Source organism: Microbispora sp. NBRC 16548 (assembly GCF_030268985.1).
GTDB lineage: Bacteria > Actinomycetota > Actinomycetes > Streptosporangiales > Streptosporangiaceae > Microbispora > Microbispora catharanthi.
This window is the reverse complement of record NZ_BSSF01000001.1, coordinates 391472-408897: the sequence shown is the minus strand read 5'-3', so window position 1 is coordinate 408897 and position 17426 is coordinate 391472. Positions and strand designations below refer to the sequence as shown.

Genomic DNA, 17426 nt, shown 5'->3' with positions numbered 1-17426 from the left:
CGGCCGCCGGCGATGGGCCTGTCGCTGCGTGGGCGGCTCCTGCTCACCACCATGGCCCTGCTCGCGGCGGGCCTGACCGTAAGCGGCGCGGTCGCGGTCGCCACGCTGCGGGCCCACCTCATCGGACGCGTGGACCAGCAGCTCACGCCGATGGCGGCGGTGTTGTCGCGGATCCCGGCCCAGCTGATCGCCGTACCGTCCGAGCGGCAGAGCCCGCAACCGCTGAGCCCGCAACCATTGAGCACGGTGCCCGGCATGGACCTGATCGACCAGGTGTACGTGGCCTATCTGAGCGAGGACGGCGGCGTCGAACAGGAGAGCGTCCGGTGGCTGCGGGACGGGCCGCGGGGTCGGGGCCCGGCGCTGCCCCGGCTCGACACCGCCGCGGTCGAGCGGCTGGGCGGGCGGCCGTTCGACGCGACCGGCTCCGACGGCGGATGGCGGGTCGTCGCCGTCCCCCGGCCCACCCCCACGACGGGGCCCGCCCCCGCGACGGCACTCACGGCCACGCCCGCGACAAGCCGGGGCAGCGTCGTCGTGGCGGCGTCGCTCGGCGGGGTCAGGTCGACCGTCGGCCGCCTGACGATGGTCTGCGCGGCGACCGCGGCGGCGCTCATGACGTCGCTCGCCGTCATCGGGTGGTTCGCCGTCCGGCGGGGGTTGCGGCCACTGCGGACGATCGAGGAGACCGCGGCGGCCATCGCCGGAGGCGACCTGTCCCGGCGCGTCCCCGCGCTGGCCGCGCCCCAGACCGAGGTCGGGCGGCTGGCGGCCGCCCTGAACGTCATGCTCGGCCAGTTGGAGGGGGCCTTCGCCGCGCGGGAACGGGCGCAGGCCCGGATGCGGCGCTTCGTCGCGGACGTCAGCCACGAGCTGCGCACCCCGCTCTTCGGTATCAAGGGGTTCGCGGAGCTGCACCGGATGGGCGGGCTGCCCGACGTCGACCTCACGCTCGACCGTATCGAGAGCGAGGCGGGACGCCTGGTCCGGCTCGTGGAGGACCTGCTCCTGCTGGCCCGCCTGGACGAGGGCGAGGACGCCCTGCCCATGGATCTCGCGCCCATGGACCTGCGGACGCTCGCCGCCGACGCCCACAACGACCTGCGTACGCTGGACCCCCGGCGGGAGGTCACGCTGACCGGGCCGGACGGCGGGCCGCCGGGCGAGGCACCGGTTCTCGGCGACGAGGCGCGGCTGCGACAGGTGATCTCCAACCTCGTGGGCAACGCCGTCGCCCACACCCCGCCGGGCACGCCGGTGCGGATCGGCGTCGGCACGGCCGGCGGGGACGGCGTCCTCGTGATCGCCGACGAGGGGCCGGGGATGCCCGCGGAAGAGGCCGCCCGGGTGTTCGACCGCTTCTATCGGGTGGACGGCTCACGCAGCCGCAGCGGCGCCGGAGGCGCCGGGCTGGGGCTGGCCATCGTCCGGTCGATCGTCACCGCGCACGGGGGCAGGGTGGAGCTGCGGACACGGCCCGGCGCCGGGGCCGCCTTCCGCGTCGTCCTGCCCCGCGAGGGACTCCCGCCAGGCGGCCGGACAGGGCCGGGCGGGGCCTAGCTCCGCGTGACGTCCTTGACGAACACGATCCCGTCGTATGCGTCGAGGTGGGCCGGGTCCAGCGCGGAGTAGCCGAACCAGGGGGACTCGCGGGGAGCGGGCCGCGCGTCGCCGAGGGCGGCGGCCAGGCGGCGGGCGTCGACGACGTAGCGGTCCTCGGGGAGCGCGTACAGGAGCCCTTCGAGCGTGTCCGGGGGCGGGGCGTCCACTCCCTGGTGCCGGATCGTGCCGACAGCCGTGGCCAGGAAGGTGTATCCCTCACCCAGGTGGGCGCTCGCGATCGCGCCGGAGCTCCACCATTCGAACGGCAGGTCGCCCATCCGCATCGTGCTCTTGTCCCGCTGGAAATGCGCGTTGTGGGCGTGGACCAGCGCCGGGCCCCGCTCGGCGACGGCGAGGAGGTTGGCGGCGATCATCGAACTGCGCAGGCCCAGCAGCCGCGGCATGCGGCCCGGTGACGTGTCGGCCATCCAGTGGTGGTAGCGCAGCAGGCCGGTGGCGGCGCGCCCGTACAGGTGCGCCCGGCCCCAGTCGTCCGGGGAGGACACCGCGGTCAGGTGCGGCGTCTCCGCGTCGAGCAGCGCCACGAGATCGTCGGCGAGCAGCCGCAGCTTCCTGGCCTCGGCCGACTGCCCAACGGATTGGGACGGGTCCATCATCGTGGCGGGATTGGCCCAGCGGTCGTCGGGGCCGAGCAGGCGGTCGAGTGTCTCCGCGTCACAGGGGAGCAGGTCCGCGTCGACCCGGGCCGCGAGGTAGCCGTGGAGAGCGGTGAGGGCCTGCCGGGGGCTCGCGGCGTGGCTGATCTCCAGCGGGCCGTCGAGACCGGCGAAGCGCAGCCGCTCGGCAGCGGGCCGGCCCTCGTTGTACGCGCGCATCCAGCGCACGAGCTCCCGGTTGGCCGCGGACGCGCCCCAGCCGTGGCTGAAGCCGCGCTCCATGACCTCGTCGAGGCTGCCCGTGCCCGAGGTGACGTGGTCGTCCACGACCAGGCCCATCAGGCAGTCGCTCTCGATCGCGATCGTCCGGTAGCCCTCCTGCTCGACGAGCTGCCGGAAGAGCTCGTTGCGCACCTCGAGCAGCAGGTCTTCGCCGTGGGTGGGCTCGCCCAGGGCGAGCAGCCGTGGCCGGGCCGGGAGCAGCCTCATGACGGAGGCGGCCTCGACGGGATGGGCGGTGTCCACGATGCCGGTATCCATACCTTCAACGGTATCGTTGAACTTTCAAGTGGAGACTTGTCCGTCGAATCGCCACAACCATAGGGGGAAACCCTCAACTGGCGACTTCAAGCACCCTGGCGTGCGGGCACGGCTTGTCCGGGTGGGAAAACGCCGACGCCGCGGGGGCACGGCTGAGCGTGCGGTCCCGCGGCGCGTCGTCCCCTGCGGGGACGGTGTCAGGAAAGGTGCGCGGTGTCGTTGAGCGCCCGTACGACGGCGGGCCCGTCGGCGTAGTAGTCGATCGCCGACAGGCAGGCCAGGTCGAGGTGCATCCGATAGAGGGCCTCCGGCGGAGCGCCCAGCGCGAAGCGGACGAGCATCTTGATAGGGGTCACATGGGAGACCACGACGACGCTGCGGCCTTCGTTGGCCTTCACGACGCGGTCCCTCGCCTGCTCGACCCTCCGGGCGGTCGACGCGAAACTCTCCCCGCCGGGCGGCGCGACGTCGGGGTCGGCCAGCCAGGCCGCCAGTTCGCGGGGCCAGCGCTGCTGGATCTCCGCGAACGTGTGTCCCTCCCACTCGCCGAAGTCGGTCTCGCGCAGGTCGTCGTCGACCAGCACCGCCAGGCCCGTCCGGGCGGCCACCGCCTCCGCCGTCTGCCGGGCGCGCGCGAGCGGGGAGGTGACGATCACCTCGACCTCGTACGGCTGCCGCGACAGGCGCAGGGCGGCCGCCTCGGCCTGCGCGAGCCCGGTGGAGGTGAGCGACGGGTCGCCCAGCCCGGAGAACCGCTTCTCCACCGACAGCGGCGTCTGCCCATGCCTGAGCAGGAGCAGGGACGTGGCGACGCGCGTGGCCCGGGGCATCCACCCGTGCCCGCGCCTGTCGTGGGACGTGGCCGTTCCCGCCGCCGTGCCCGCACCTCCGGCGGCGGTCCCCGCACCGGTCGCGCCGGGAGTCCCCGTGCGACCGGCGGCGGCCGGAGTCTGGGCGACGGGAGCAGGGGCGCCGGAAGCGTCGTCGAACAGCGAGGGCGCGTCGGTGTTGGGCGGCTCGGCGCCGGGCTCGACGGCGGGAGCGGACTCCGGCGCGGAGGTGATCGCGCTCGCCTGCCAGGTCTCCCCCCGGGCCGCCGCGTCCATCGCCTCGTTGGCGAGCCGGTCGGCGTGACTGTTGCGCTCGCGCGGAATCCACGTCCAGGTGATCCGGAACCGCCGCGCCAGGCCCGCCGCCTCCAGGGCGAGCGGCCGCAGGCCCTCGTGCTTGACCTTCCACCGGCCGGCCATCTGCTCGATGACCAGCTTGGAGTCCATCCGCACCTCGACCTGCCCGCCCTCCACGCCGAGCGCGAGCAGCGCACGGAGCCCGGCGATCAGGCCGCGGTATTCGGCCACGTTGTTGGTCGCGGTGCCGATCGACTCGGCGGCCTCGGCGAGCACCCGCCCGGCGTCGTCCTTGACCACCGCGCCGTACCCGGCCGGGCCCGGGTTGCCCCGGGACCCGCCGTCGGCCTCGACGATGAACTCCACGGCGACCGTCACAGACCCGACTCGGCCGTACGGACCAGGATGCGGCGGCACTCCTCGCAGCGGACCACCTCGTCGTGGGCCGCGGCCCGGATCCGGTTGAGGTCGGCGATCGACAGGCTCGTGCGGCAGCCGAGGCACCGGCCGCCGTGCAGCATGGCGGCGCCGACCCCGGTCTGCTCGCGCATCTTCTCGTACAGCCCGAGCAGGTCGGCGGGGACGTCGGCGGTGATCGCGGACCGGCCGGAGGTCAGCTCGCCGGCCCCCTTGTCGATCTCCGCGAACGCCGCGTCCCTGCGGTCCTCGGCGGCGCGCAGCGAGCCGGTCACCTCTTCGCGCTCCGACTTGAGCGTGGCGACCCGGGCGTCGGCCGCCTCCCGGCGCTCCATGATCTCCAGCACGACCTCTTCCAGGTCCGACTGCCTGCGCCGCAGGGAGACGATCTCGGACTGGAGGCTCGCCAGGTCCTTGGGCGAGGAGACCTGCCCGGAGTCGAGGCGCTTCTGGTCGCGCTCGACCCGGGCGCGTACGGCGTCCACGTCCGACTCGGCCTTGGCCTGGTCGCGGGCGAGGTCGCCGGCCTCGGTCTCGGCGGCGATGATCTGCGTGGAGACCTGGGCCAGCCTCTTGGACAGCTCGTCGATCTCGGCGAGCTCCGGCAGGCTGCGGCGGCGGTGCCGCAGCCGGTCGAGACCGGTGTCGAGCTCAGCGAGATCGAGCAGACGCTTCTGTGCTTCCGGTGCGGCCTTCATCCCAAATCCCTCAAGATGCTCGGGGGTCCAAGTCGGTGGTCGTCGCCGTCCAGGCGTCCGTGACGGCGACCGAGACGCGCGCCTCAACAGTAATGCCCCTGGCCGCCAACGCTGACGTCAGACGCCCGGCGGCGTCCGCCAGCCACGGCCACTCGGTGGCCCAGTGGGAGGCGTCGACCAGCGCCGGCCCGTCCGCCTCCATGTGCTCGCTCGCCGGATGGTGCCGCAGATCGGCCGTGAGGAAGACGTCCACGCCCGCGGCCCTGGCCGTGCCCAGCAGGGAGTCGCCCGCGCCGCCGCAGACGGCGACGGTCCGAACCGGCCGGCCGGGGTCGCCCGCGACCCGCAGCGGCCCCGCCGTACGGGGCAGGCCCGAGGCGGCCAGCGCCGCGAACTCCCGCAGCGGCATCGGGGCGGTCAGGTCCCCGATCCGGCCGAGCCCGCGGCGCGGGTCGTCGGCGGAGGGCTGGAGGGGCCGCAGGTCCCCCGTCAGGCCGACCGCCCGCGCGAGCGCGTCGGAGACCCCGGGGTCGGCGACGTCGGCGTTGGTGTGCGCGGCGTAGAGCGCGGTGCCGCCGCGGATGAGCCGGTGCACGACCCGGCCCTTGAAGGTGGTGGCGGCGACGCTCGTGGTGCCGCGCAGGTAGAGCGGGTGGTGGGTGACGACGAGGTCGGCCCCCCAGCCGAGGGCCTCGTCCACGACCACGGCGACCGGGTCGACCGCGAACAGGACCTTCCGTACGGCCTGCTCCGGGTCGCCGCAGACGAGGCCCACCGCGTCCCAGGACTCGGCCCACGAGGGGTCGTACAGCGCCTCCAGGCGCTCGACCACCTCGGCGAGGGTGCAGGAGATCGATTCCACCCGCGCACACTACAGCCTGCTGGCGGAACGACCCGGGAAGAGTAACGTCCCCATTGACCCCGCCGTCAGGAAGGATCCCCAGCGTGCCCGTCGACACCGTGCCCGTTGATCAGCAGAGCCTGCACGTCAGGTCCGTGGTCGCCGACACCCACAACGACCTGCTCATGGCCGTCTCCGCCCGGCCGCCCGCGATATGGGCCTCGTTCTTCCGCGAGCGGTGGCTCCCCCAGCTCGTCGAGGGCGGGGTCGACGTGCAGGTGCTGCCCGTGTTCGTGGAGAGCCGGTTCCGCCCTGAGGGCGCGCTGCGCCAGACCCTGCGGATGATCGAGTGCGCCCACGTGCTGGCCGAGGGCAACCCCGACGCGGTGGCGCTGTGTCACGACGGACAGCAGATCGACGAGGCCCTCGCCCTCGGAAAGATCGCCCTGGTGCCGGCCCTGGAGAGCATGCCGGGGATCGACGAGAGCGTCGAGCTGATCCCGACCCTGCACCGCCTCGGGGTCCGCGTCGCCTCTATCGCCCACTGGGGCCGTACGGCTCTCGCCGACGGCAGCGGCCAGGACGGCACCGGCTCCAGGCTCACCAGCCACGGGGTCGAGGCGCTGCGCGAGATGGAGCGGCTCGGCATGCTCTTCGACATCTCGCACCTGGGCGCCACGGGGGTCGCGCACGTGCTGGAGATCGCGACCCGGCCCGTCATCGCGACCCACTCCTCCGCGCGCGCCCTGCGCGACCACCACAGGAACCTCACCGACGAGCAGCTCAGAGGCGTCGCCGCGGGCGGCGGCGTCGTCTGCGTGAACTTCCTCGCCGCCTTCCTCACCGAGGACGCCCGCTCGGCCACGATCGACCACCTCGTGGACCACATCGAGCACGTCGCGGGCGTCGCCGGCATCGACCACGTGGGCCTCGGCCCCGACTTCATGCGTGAGGTGAACGAGGACCTCACCCCGCCGTGCTGCGAGGGCTTCAGCTACTCCGGGATCGACTCCAACGCCGCCATCCCGGGACTGGAGGGCCCGCTCGGCCTGCCGCTGGTGACCGACGCACTGGTCAAGCGGGGTTTCTCCGACGAGGAGATCCAGAAGATCCTGGGTGCCAACGTGATGCGCCTGTTCCGCGCGGAGCTGGGCCGCCCGGCTCACGACCGGGCCCGGGAACGGCCCGAGCCGGGACGGCCGCGGCCGTGAACCTTGAGGCCATGCTGGCCGACCTCGAGGAACTGGTGCTCTGCGAGTCGTACTCCACCGACCACGAGGCGGTGGCGCGCAGCGCCCGCGTCGTGGGGGCGCTGGGCCGCAGGCTGCTGGGGGCCGAGCCGGAGACCCTGGTGATCGACGGGGTCACCCATCTGCGCTGGTCGTTCGGGCCGCCGCGGGTCCTGCTGCTGGGCCACCACGACACGGTCTGGCCGGTCGGCACGCTGCGCGAGCATCCCTGGTCGGTGCGGGACGGGGTCGCGCGGGGGCCTGGCGTGTTCGACATGAAGGCCGGTCTTGTGCAGCTCTTCCACGCGGTCGCCTCGCTGCCGTCCCCCGACGGGCTGACCGTGCTCGTCGTCGGGGACGAGGAACTCGGCTCGCCGACCTCCCGCCCGCTGATCGAGTCGATCGCGTCGCGGTGCGCCGCCGCGTTCGTGCTGGAGGCCAGCGCGGACGGCGGCGCGCTGAAGACGGCGCGCAAGGGCATCTCGCGGTACGAGCTGACCGTGCACGGCCGGGCCGCGCACGCCGGCCTCGAACCCGAGCTGGGGGCCAACGCCGGGGTCGAGCTGGCCCACCAGGTGCTGGCCATCGCGGGCATCGCGGCCCAGATCGAGTCGTCGTCCAGGGCGGGGTCGACGTCGGTGACCCCCACCATGCTGACCGCGGGGACGAGCACCAACACGGTGCCGGCCCGGGGCCGGGTGGCGGTCGACGTACGCGTGCCCGACCGGGCGGCGCAGCGCCGGGTGGACGAGCTGATGCGCGCGCTGGCCCCGCGCACCCCGGGCGTCCGGCTGGAGCTGCGCGGCGGGCCGAACCGCCCGCCCCTCGACCCCGCCGCCTCCGCCGGGCTCTTCGATGTCGCCGTACGGCTCGCCGCCGAGCTGGGCATGGCGCCGCTGCGCGGGGTGCCGGTCGGCGGCGGCTCGGACGGCAACTTCACCGCGGGCGTCGGCTGCCCGACGCTCGACGGCCTGGGCGCGGTGGGAGGCGGCGCGCACGCCGCCGAGGAGCACGTCCTGGTCGCCGAGATGCCGGTCCGCGCCCATCTGGTCGCGGCGCTGGCCGCGTACGTGCTGTCGGGCGGGCCGATCAGCGGCGGCGCCGATCCCGCGCCCCGGGACATGAGGCAGACCGCCGGGGAGACCGCGTGAACCCGTGCGGCCCCGCCGCCGCCCGGGATCAGGCGGCCGCGGCCGCCGCGCGGCGCGGCCTGCGGATCGCCGAGCTGCGCACGGTCGCCGAGTTCGAGCGGGTGGTCCGGCTGTTCGACGGCATCTGGCGTCCGGAGCCGTGGAACCCTCCGATCACGGCGGAGCTCATGCGGGCGCTGACCCACGCCGGCGGGTACGTCGCCGGGGCGTTCGACGGCCCGGAACTCGTCGGGGCCGCCGTCGCCTTCCTCGCGGCGCCCGCGGGGCAGGCGCTGCACTCGCACGTGACCGGCGCCGTGCGGCCCGGCGCCGGATTCGCGCTCAAGCTGCACCAGCGGGCCTGGGCCCTGGAGCGCGGGCTGAGCCGGATCACCTGGACCTTCGATCCCCTCGTGCGCCGCAACGCCCACTTCAACCTGGCCAAGCTGGCCGCTCTGCCGGAGGAGTACCTGCCCGACTTCTACGGCCCGATGGGCGACGCGGTCAACGCCGGAGACGAGTCCGACCGCGTCCTCGCGGTGTGGCGGCTGGGCGACCCGCGGGTGGCGCGGGCGTGCGACGGCCTGCCGCACCGGCCCGCCGGGGCGGACGGCGCGGTGGCCGTGCTCGCCGAGCGGGACGGGTGCCCGGAGTTCCTGCCCGCGGACGGCCCGGCCGTGCTCGTCGCCGTGCCCGCGGACGTGGAGACCCTGCGCCGCGCCGCCCCGGAGACGGCCAAGGCCTGGCGGCACGCCGTACGCGAGGTGCTGGGCGGGCTGATGGCGCAGGGCCGGCCGGTGACGGGCTTCGCCGGCGGCTGCTACGTCGTCGAACGGCGCTCCCCCGCCCCTCGTTGATACAGGCGGCGTGAGACGGGCGGCGTGACCGGGCGCTGGGTAGGGGGCCGGAATGGGTAGGGACCGGACAGCGGCGTCCCGGCCACGGCGGCGATCACCGGCAGAGGTAACGTGCCAGGTGAGCCGGGTGGGGACACCCGACGGCGGCCACGAGGCCTTATTGATCATCTGATTACCGGGGGGAATCAGATGAGCGGGTGGCGGGGATCCTCGGTGCGGATCCGCTTGACGGTGCTGGCGAGCGCGGTGATGGTGCTGCTGTGCGCCGTCGCCGTGCTGCTGGTCCTCGGCGTGCTGCACGGCACCGCCCAGCGGTACAAGACCGACGAGATCACCACCACCGCCGTACGCCTCGCCTACCAGGCCAAGCGCGACCGGCTGCCTCCGGTGCTGCTGGACCCGGGCGTGGCCGGCGTGCAGGTGATCGACAACAGCGGCCGGATCGTCTCCGTCAGCGACACCCTGACCGGCCGCCCGCGCATGGCCGCGTTCCGGCCGGAGCTGACGACCCCGGAGACGAGCAAGGTGCTGTGCGCCTCCCCTGCGTTCCCGGACCGGTGCATGGTCGTCGTCGCGTTCCGCTTCCACAACACCGGCGGGCTGTGGACGATCTACGCGGCCGACGACACCGTGCCGTGGTACGTCAGCGGCCCGCTGCTGGCGGCGCTCATCGGCGGCTCGCTCCTGCTGGTCGCGCTCACCGCGCTCGGCACCTACCAGACGGTGCGCAAGGCGCTCGGCCCGGTCGAGGCGATCACGTGCAACCTGGCCAGGATCACCGCGACCGACCTGAGCCAGCGCGTGCCGGTGCCGAAGTACCACGACGAGATCCGGCGGCTCGCCGAGACCGCCAACCAGACCCTGGACCGGGCGGAGACGGCCGTCGAGCGGCAGCGGCGTTTCGCCTCCGACGCCTCTCACGACCTGCGCAGCCCGCTGACCGCGATGCGTACGGAGATCGAGGAGGCGTTGCTGCACAGCGAGGACGCCGACTGGCCGGCCACCGGGCGCGCCCTGCTGGGCAGTTGCGACCGCCTGCAGGCGCTCGTGACCGACATGCTCCAGCTCGCCCGGCTCGACTCCGGCGCGCCGCCCCGGCGTGAGCCCGCCGACCTCGGCGGCCTCGTCGCGCGTGAGCTCGACCGCAGGTCGCGCAAGGTGGAGGTGGTGCGGCACCTGACGCCCGGTGTGGTCGTCGTCGGCGACCGGCTGGCCCTGGGCCGCCTGCTCAACAACCTCCTCGACAACGGCGAGCGGCACGCGGTGTCCATGCTCTCGGTGACCGTGCGGCGGGAGGGCGGCAAGGGCGTGCTGGAGGTGCTCGACGACGGCGCGGGAATCCCGCCGGACAAGCGGGAGCTGGTCTTCCAGCGCTTCACCCGGCTCGACGCCGCCCGGTCGAAGGACGCCGGCGGCACCGGGCTCGGACTGTCCATCGCCCGCCAGATCGCCCAGGCGCACGGGGGGACGCTCACGATCGAGGACAGCGACCAGGGTGCCCGCTTCGTGCTGCGGCTCCCGCTCGCGCCGGCCCGCTGACGGGTCACTCCTCCTCGGGTACGACGATCACGGTGGGCACCGGGGTGCGCAGGGCCTCGGCGACCGCCTCCTCCAGCTCCCCCGGCGTCTTGACGGCACGGCCCCGCGCGCCGTACGCGGCGGCGAGTGCGGGGAAGTCCGGCGCGTGCAGGTCCACGGCGACCGGCCGCATGCCCCGCTCCCGCATCTCCTCGCGGATCTCCCCGAAGCCGCCGTTCGCGAAGACGACGATCGGCAGGCTCAGCTGCAGCTCCACCGCCATGGCCAGCTCCTGCAGGCTGAACTGGAACGCCCCGTCGCCCGCCAGCGCCACCACGGGGACGCCGGGCCGGCCGAGCTTGGCGCCGATGGCGGCCGGCAGGGCGAAGCCGAGTGTGCCGAACCCGGTCGGGAACAGGAACCGGCCGGGCGGGTCCATCGGCATGCCGACGAGCGCGCCGTGGTAGACACACATCGAGTTGTCCCCCACCACGACGCTCTCCCGCGGCAGGGCCCGGCGCAGCGCCGCGAGCTGGCCCGACCATCTGCGGGTGAGCTCTTCGAGCTCCGCCTCGTGGCCGGCGCCGGCATCCCGCTCCCGGCGCGGACGCGGCACGACGCCCTGCCGGTCGAGCCGTTCGGCCAGCCCGCGCAGGGCGAGCTCCGCGTCCGCGACGATCGCCACGTCGGCCACGTGATCGCCGTGCATCTGCCCCGGGTCGATGTCGACGCGCACGAGGCGGCCGGAGAGGGTGAAGGCGTCGTCCCACAGGTCGGCCGGGCCCAGCTCGGTGCCGACGGCCAGCACGACGTCGCACGCGGCGAGCCACCGGCGGACGGCCGCCAGGTGCAGCGTGGTGCCGAGCGCCAGCGGGTGGCTCTCCGGCACCACGCCCTTGCCGTTGACCGTGGTCACGACCCGCGCGCCGAGCCGTTCCGCCAGGCGCATCGTCAGGCGCCCCACCGGGGGCTCGTCCTCGCCCGGGGGCCTCTCACCCGGACACTGGGCGCCGCCGCCGAGCACGAAACCCGGGCGGCGCGCCGTGCGCAGCAGCCCGGCCGCCGCGTCGAGGGCCACCGGATCGGGCTCGCGGCGGGTGATCCGGTACGGCGGGACGATCTTGACCGGGCCCCTCAGGTCGAGCAGGTCGAAGGGGATCTCGATGTGGACCGGCCGGGGGCGTCCCTCGGCGAAGCGGCCGAAAGCCCGGGCGACGGCGGCGGGGATCTCCCGCACGGTCGTCACACGGTGGCTCCAGGCGCACAGCGCGTCGATCGCCCGCGACTGGTCCCTGCTCTCGTGCAGGTAGCCGCGGCCGTCGCGGGGATGGCCGGTGGGAACGCCCGGGGAGACGAGCAGGATCGGGGAGGAGTCGGAGTACGCCTGCCCGAGGGCCGTGGCCGCGTTGACCACGCCGGGCCCGGTGGTGGTGACGACGACGCCGGGCCTGCCGGTCACCCTGGCGTACCCGTCGGCGGCGTATCCCGCGCCCTGCTCGTGCCGGGGCGTCACGCAGCGCACGTCCGCCCGGTCGAGCTCCTCGTAGATCGCGAGGTTGTGGGTGCCCGGAATGCCGAAGATCGTGTCGACGCCGTGCAGCCTCAGTGCCTCGACCAGGGCGCGCGCCCCCGTGGGCGTCGTGATCGTCCCCGCAGGGGGGATCGGGTCATGGCCGTCCACGTATCACTTCCCGGGAGAGCGGAGGGGTTTCCCTTGGGTTTCCCAAAATGGTTTCCCCTTCCAGGCGCCGCCCTACCGTTCCGCGTGCCGGATTTTTCAGAAACGGGGACGGGGACGCGTTCCCACCTCGTGTTCGTCCGATCCGTACGTCAGCACATTTTCAATGGACTGCACGGCCTGGCGCACCATCCGGTGCATCGCCTCTGCGGTGTGGGAGGCGATGTGCCCGGTGACCAGGAGGCGGTCGGGAAAATCCCGCCGCAATTCGCCGGCCTCCTCGCATTCCCGGCCATAGAAACCGTCGAAGACCGCCATGCTGACGCGGCCTTTCTCCAGACCGGCGTAAAGGGCGCCGGGACTGACGATGGCCGGGCGGGCGGTGTTGACGAGGATCGCGCCCTCCGGCATCCGGCTGATCACCGACGAGTCGATCATCGATCTGGTCTCGCCGGTCTCCGGCACCATGACCACGAGGATGTCGCTGCCCGCGGCCAGGTCGAGCAGGGGCAGGTAGGAGATGCCGAGGTCCCGCTCGGCGTCCGGCTTGCGGGTGCGGCTGTAGTAGGACACGCGGACCCCGAAGCCCCGGCGCAGGATCTCCGCGATCCGCCGGCCGTTCGCGCCCATGCCGATGATGCCCACGCTGCGGGCGGCGAGTTCGTGCGGCAGTTCGTCGGAGCCCTGCCAGCCGGGGACCCGCTCGCCCAGATGCCGGGGGATGCCCAGGTTGGCGTTGACGATCTGCGCGACCGTGAACGTGGCGACCGCGTCGGTGGCCGCCCCCGGCGTGTTCGTGACGGCGATGCCCAGCCGGTCGGCCGCCGCCACGTCGACGAAGTTCTCGTATCCCACGCCGAGGAAGGCCACGACCTTCAGCGTCTTCGCCTTGCGCAGCGCCCGCGCGGTCGCCCGCTCCTCGCCTCCGTGCAGGTAGGCGACCGCCCCTCGCAGCTCGCGCGCCAGCAGGTCCTCGGTCAGCGGCGACGCGGGCCGCCGCACCGTGAGCCCCTGCCTGGCGAGCGGCTCCAGCAGCGCCCCGTCGATGCCGGCGCCGGTCACCAGGACCGTCCCATCCCTGCGCGCCGCTCCGGCCGCCGGCCGCGGCCGCGCGGGACGATAGTCCGTTATATCCCTTGGAGCCGCAGTTTGGGACATTTCAAATATCTCTCAGACTTAGGACATATATGTCTGTTTTTCTCTGTGGTATCTCTCCAATCACGACAACCAGGCGGTGCTTGAAATACCACGGATGGTCCAGGCGACGGAGCAGGAATCCAATGGTATAAGGGTTGTGGTGGTTCCGTCTCCACCTGAATCGGAAAAGGAAACCCCTGGGGAGGGTCTGGGGACCCCGGCCTCGGTCCCGCCCGGCCACACGAGCATGCCTTTCTCCTTGACGGCAGCACGGAGAGGGCACGCAGGACGGCACAGTCGCAGAGAGGGCCGCGAATGAAACTCCAGCCGCGACAGCAGCTTCTGGAGCTGTGGGAGGCGGCCGCGCGCGCCTCCTACCGGGACCGCGTCTGGACGTGGGGCGGCCGGGACGGGTCGAACTCCATCTCCGACGCGGAGCAGCTTCTGTGCTTCATGTACCCGGCCTCGGAACTGCCGGGCTTCCGCCTGGACACGCCGGACGAGACGGCCGACGACGTGCTGGCCGCGCTCGCGGTCCTGGGCGACTCGGTGGAGATCCCCAAGCTGCTGCTGCGGGTGATGGGCCAGTATCTGCGCACCTACACCGCCGAGGACGGGCGGCCCCTGTTCTCCGGCGGCAGCTACTTCCGGCCGTTGGACGACGAGGCGAAGGTCACTCCCGAGCAGCTCCAGCTGGACGTGGTCGACTCCTTCTCGATGTCGGTCACGCTCGCGCTCGGCACACTCGGCTTCCTGAAGGTCTTCCGCCAGAGCGTGCGGCGCGAGTCGATCCGCCGCGAGATCCGCGAGCTGGAGGACCTGGCCAGCAAACGGCTGTCGGCCGCGATGGCGGGCCTGCTGCGCAGCTTCACGGTCAACGCGTTCGACCCCGGCTCCACGGCGGGCCGCGCGCTGCTGCGCACCGTGAACCAGACCGGCGCGCCCACCCGCCGCGTGCTCGACGACCTGCGGCGCGAGCTGCGGCCCGTACGGGCCGGCCTGCGCGACCTGACGATCGGCTCGGGCAGCCAGGTGGACCTGGACAACGAGAACCTGCTGTTCGAGTGCGGCTGGACGTGGGGCATCGTGAAGGACGCCCCCGACATCGTCACGCCGCTCGACATCGGCCCCCAGCCCAAGGGCGTGGCCGCCGACACGCCGTTCCTGTACTTCACCGTCAACGCCCTCGTCGGCATCGCCGACCTGTTCTCCGCCCGCACCCGCGTCCTGAGCCTGCTCAACGACGACCAGATCACCCTCGCCCAGGCCATCCAGCGCCGCTGGGACCTCACCCAGTCCTACTGGCGCACCATCGCGACGTACGGACGGGGCACCTGGCCGCTGGAGGACATCCCGTGGCGGACGGTCGACGAGAAGGAGTCGGACTACTACAGTCTCGGCGTCACCGCCATGGTCGTGCAGAGCCTGGTCAACAACCGGGCGGCCGACGTCGACCTCGGCCGGGTCGCCGCCGTGCTGGAGGAGCTGGCCGTCCGCGCCAGGATCATCCGCAGGGCGGTGCCGGGCGACCCGCCCGTGCTCATGCACTCCCCCGGCGTCCCGATCAACCTGCACGGCAGCGACGCGCTCGGCCCCCACCTGCTCTGGGTCGTCTCCGACTTCGCCATCACGCTGCTGAAACGGACCATCTGGGCCGCCTCCATCGCGCAGAACACGCGGATGCGCGAGCGGCTGGTCGCCCTCGCCGACCAGATCTGGCGGCACATCATGCTGCGCCGCCACGCGGACGGCTCGGCCGCCGGACTGTGGGACCAGCCGGGCAACGTCTTCACCGACATCGAGGTGCGCGACGAGGAGCCGTCCTGGTACTTCAGCGAGCGGGTCGTCGAGTTCCTCGTCTCCGCCGCGACGTCCAGCGGGGAACCGCCGCTGCGCAGCCCCCAGCTCGTCGAACTCGCCCTCCAGATGCTCGGGGAGGCCGAGCACCTGCTGGACCAGGAGCTGGTCACCCGGCCCCTGGTGGGCGGGCAGACGATCCAGCCCAAGCTGCGCTCGATCCAGGCGTCGCTGCAGCGGGCCAGGGCGATCGTCAGCGACCGGCCGGCCACCGCCCAGGCGCTGATCAACGACGCCCTGCTCGGCCTCGAACGGCTGTCCGCCGCCCGCGACAGCGCGTCGGAGGCGATCTAGATGCTGGTCTTCGCGATCTCCGACAAGGGAGGGACCGGGCGCTCGGTCACCGGCACCAACATCGTGTACCGCCACGCCCTGCAGGGCAACGACGTCTGCTACCTGGACTTCGACTTCGGCTCGCCGACCGCGGGGGCCATCTTCAGCGTCAGCGCGGTGGCCCGCGGCACCCGGGAGAACGGCCTGCACCACTACCTGCGGGGCGAGTGCCCGCAGCCGCGGCGGGTGGACGTGTGGGCCGAGTCCGACCGCGAGGGGCTGCGCGCCCGCCCGCCCGGCGCGGGGCGGCTCGTGCTGTTGCCGGGCAGCGAGGGCGGCGGCGAGCTGTCGGCCCTCACCGACGAGGTCGTCGGCCGCTGCGTCCAGCTGCTCGGGCGGCTGGACGAGGAGTTCGACCTCTGCGTGGTCGACGTCAGCGCCGGCCGGTCGTTCACCGCCGAGCTGGTCCTGGCGGCGACCGTGCGGATGCCCGCGATCCCGTTCCGCTGGCTGGTCTTCCACCGCTGGACGCGCCAGCACATCATCGCGGCCGACGGGCTCGTCACCGGCGCCGACGGGCTGCTCGACGTCGGCACCAGGTTCGGCCACGACCCTGAGGACCTGCGCGACCGCATCCGCTTCGTGCGCACGGCCGTGCTCGAACCGGACGCGGCGGAGCTCGTGGGGCTGCGCGACGAGCAGCGGGCCTGGCTGAGCGCGTGCGACAGCGAGCTGCGCGAGCTGGCGGGCCGCCACGGCGTCGGCCGTACGGCCATGCTCGGCAAGATCCCGCTTGACCCCGTCCTCCAGTGGCGCGAGCAGCTCATCACCGACGAGGACGTGCTGGCCAGCAAGATCGCCAACGCGGAGACCGCCGCCGCGTTCGAGGATCTCGCCAAGAAGATCGTCGACGACAGCGCGTGGGAGGGCTTGTGACGCCGGTGCACGCGACGTTCGGCGAGGTGGCGGCCGAGCGCAGGATCGCCTCCGTCCCCCTCTCCCATGTGTCCGTCGAACTCGGGCACCTGTACATGGAGGACTACGAGGCGGGGCCCGACCGGCTGCGCGAGCAGTTCCGCAGGGTCGCGCCGTGGCTCGCCACGGTCCGCTCCTTATGGCGGGAGCGGGTGCCCGGGGGCCGGGCCCGGGTGAGCACCTGCTTCCTGGTGGACGACTACTTCAGCCGCTTCAGCACCCCCGCCGAGCTGGTGCCGATGGTCCTCGAGGCGGCGGCCGAGCACGACCTGACCATCGACTACCTGGCCCGGGAGTCGGCCTGTGCCCAGTTCGAGGATGCACAGTCGGGCGGTGTCGAGCTGGCCCGGCTGGTGGAGGACCGGCTCGTGGACGACCCGCCGCCGGAGACCGACGGGTCCCGCCCGCCGGTGAAGGAGACGGGCTGGCTGTGCAACGGCTCCCGCTCGCCCCGCACCACGCCGATGCAGGCGATGGGGAAGACCCGGCCGTGGGAGCCTCCCGCGCAGAACGCCAAGCGCGGCCACTCGATCTTCGTGGACGTCGAGCTGTGGGACGAGAAGGGACCGCGGCGCACCTGGTCGTGCCCCTTCCTCGCGGCCGTCTGGCAGCTCCTGCGGCTGGGGCTGCTGCGCAGCGACGGACACGTGCCGCTCCCGCCGGTCGCCCTTGACGGCGACTGGCCCCGCGACTGGGACGGGCTGCCCGCGGTCGTCCGGCTCAACCCCCAGGCCGCACCGTTCAGCGCGTACACCACGCTGTCCGTCCTCTCCCCCCGGTTCCTGCCCGTCGAGCTGGCCGTACGGACGATCCTGAGCCAGGTCGCGGTGGACGACGAGGTCCTGCGGCAGGTCGTCACCCGGAGCGAGAGCGAGGGAGTCCGGCTCGAAGAGGAGCTCGTCGACCGCATCTCCTACGTCTTCGTCTGAG

General features: G+C 73.4%; 14 protein-coding genes. 8 read left to right on the top strand and 6 right to left on the bottom strand.

From position 1 onward, the window contains the following. Positions 1-12: 12 nt before the first annotated feature. Positions 13-1560, top strand: a complete 1548-nt coding sequence (locus QSK36_RS01860) for a sensor histidine kinase (RefSeq protein ID WP_285781109.1) — start codon at positions 13-15, stop codon at positions 1558-1560. Here QSK36_RS01860 and QSK36_RS01855 read toward each other — a convergent pair. The 4 genes from QSK36_RS01855 to QSK36_RS01840 form a co-directional block, all read right to left on the bottom strand. Next, positions 1557-2759, bottom strand: a complete 1203-nt coding sequence (locus tag QSK36_RS01855; RefSeq protein ID WP_285781108.1) for an erythromycin esterase family protein — start codon at positions 2757-2759, stop codon at positions 1557-1559. The genes QSK36_RS01860 and QSK36_RS01855 overlap by 4 nt on opposite strands. 197 nt (positions 2760-2956) lie before the next feature. Continuing rightward, on the bottom strand, positions 2957-4264 hold the full coding sequence (locus QSK36_RS01850) for a bifunctional RNase H/acid phosphatase (RefSeq protein WP_285781107.1): 1308 nt from the start codon (positions 4262-4264) through the stop codon (positions 2957-2959). Next, a complete protein-coding gene (locus QSK36_RS01845) occupies positions 4261-5001 on the bottom strand; it encodes a zinc ribbon domain-containing protein (protein WP_285781106.1) in 741 nt (246 codons plus the stop codon). Before QSK36_RS01845 ends, QSK36_RS01850 begins: the two co-directional genes overlap by 4 nt. 10 nt (positions 5002-5011) lie before the next feature. After that, entirely contained in the window at positions 5012-5863 is an 852-nt protein-coding gene (locus QSK36_RS01840; RefSeq protein ID WP_183536167.1) for a Nif3-like dinuclear metal center hexameric protein, read from the bottom strand. Between the two features lie 83 nt (positions 5864-5946). On the opposite strand from QSK36_RS01840, the gene QSK36_RS01835 reads away from it, so the two are divergent. The 4 genes from QSK36_RS01835 (at position 5947) to QSK36_RS01820 (ending at position 10597) form a co-directional block, all read left to right on the top strand. Further along, positions 5947-7053, top strand: coding sequence for a dipeptidase (locus QSK36_RS01835; protein WP_285781105.1), 1107 nt, complete (start codon positions 5947-5949; stop codon positions 7051-7053). Positions 7054-7064: 11 nt separating this feature from the next. After that, positions 7065-8222: a M20/M25/M40 family metallo-hydrolase gene (locus QSK36_RS01830; RefSeq protein ID WP_285781104.1), complete on the top strand. Its 1158-nt coding sequence runs from the start codon at positions 7065-7067 to the stop codon at positions 8220-8222. Next, positions 8219-9058 carry a GNAT family N-acetyltransferase gene (locus QSK36_RS01825; protein WP_285781103.1) on the top strand — a complete coding sequence of 280 codons (840 nt, stop codon included), beginning with the start codon at positions 8219-8221 and terminating at the stop codon, positions 9056-9058. The genes QSK36_RS01830 and QSK36_RS01825 overlap by 4 nt, the downstream gene beginning before the upstream one ends. Positions 9059-9271: 213 nt before the next feature. Next, positions 9272-10597: a sensor histidine kinase gene (locus QSK36_RS01820; protein ID WP_285781102.1), complete on the top strand. Its 1326-nt coding sequence runs from the start codon at positions 9272-9274 to the stop codon at positions 10595-10597. A 4-nt stretch (positions 10598-10601) separates the two neighbouring features. On the opposite strand, the gene QSK36_RS01815 is transcribed toward QSK36_RS01820, so the two are convergent. After that, a complete protein-coding gene (locus tag QSK36_RS01815; protein ID WP_285781101.1) occupies positions 10602-12257 on the bottom strand; it encodes a thiamine pyrophosphate-binding protein in 1656 nt (551 codons plus the stop codon). A 96-nt stretch (positions 12258-12353) separates the two neighbouring features. Continuing rightward, positions 12354-13316: a 2-hydroxyacid dehydrogenase gene (locus QSK36_RS01810; protein ID WP_182901450.1), complete on the bottom strand. Its 963-nt coding sequence runs from the start codon at positions 13314-13316 to the stop codon at positions 12354-12356. Between the two features lie 390 nt (positions 13317-13706). Between QSK36_RS01810 and QSK36_RS01805 the strand changes: the two genes are divergently transcribed. Genes QSK36_RS01805 through QSK36_RS01795 form a run of 3 tightly spaced genes read left to right on the top strand, consistent with a single transcriptional unit; the run spans position 13707 to position 17425 of the window. Then, positions 13707-15542 carry an SCO2524 family protein gene (locus tag QSK36_RS01805; RefSeq protein ID WP_182901451.1) on the top strand — a complete coding sequence of 612 codons (1836 nt, stop codon included), beginning with the start codon at positions 13707-13709 and terminating at the stop codon, positions 15540-15542. Next, positions 15543-16457: an SCO2523 family variant P-loop protein gene (locus QSK36_RS01800; protein ID WP_183536159.1), complete on the top strand. Its 915-nt coding sequence runs from the start codon at positions 15543-15545 to the stop codon at positions 16455-16457. Beyond that, on the top strand, positions 16454-17425 hold the full coding sequence (locus QSK36_RS01795; RefSeq protein ID WP_285781100.1) for an SCO2522 family protein: 972 nt from the start codon (positions 16454-16456) through the stop codon (positions 17423-17425). The genes QSK36_RS01800 and QSK36_RS01795 overlap by 4 nt, the downstream gene beginning before the upstream one ends. Position 17426 lies beyond the last annotated feature (1 nt).